This is a genomic window from uncultured Ferrimonas sp. (genome assembly GCF_947489035.1).
Taxonomy (GTDB): Bacteria; Pseudomonadota; Gammaproteobacteria; order Enterobacterales; family Shewanellaceae; genus Ferrimonas.
Genome location: NZ_CANLCI010000093.1, coordinates 1 through 251, shown reverse-complemented (window position 1 = coordinate 251; position 251 = coordinate 1). Strand labels below are relative to the sequence as shown.

At 51.0% G+C, this 251-nt stretch carries 1 pseudogene; it reads left to right on the top strand.

Annotated features, from left to right (window positions below):
* A pseudogene (locus Q0796_RS18245) lies at positions 1-171 on the top strand (IS66 family transposase); the annotation flags it as partial.
* Positions 172-251 lie beyond the last annotated feature (80 nt).

The following is a 251-nucleotide window of genomic DNA, read 5'->3' as shown; positions in this document are numbered from 1 at the left end:
GATTGGCGCTCAGCCAGGCCACGAGGGAAAACGTAGACCGCTAAGTAAGTTGAAGCCCACAGATACTCAAGTGGTTTTCTGCCACAGGCTTGTTGCGCTGACTGTGGGGGAACGCTCGCACCCAATAAAAACCCAACGGTTTGGCACCAAGTCTTTGAGTTGCCCGAACTGTAGTGGTCAACTAAATTTGGCCACGTTTTTGTAAGTTTTCCAGTATCTTCGCTCTGACTCATTGGGCGTCAAACCGCCGT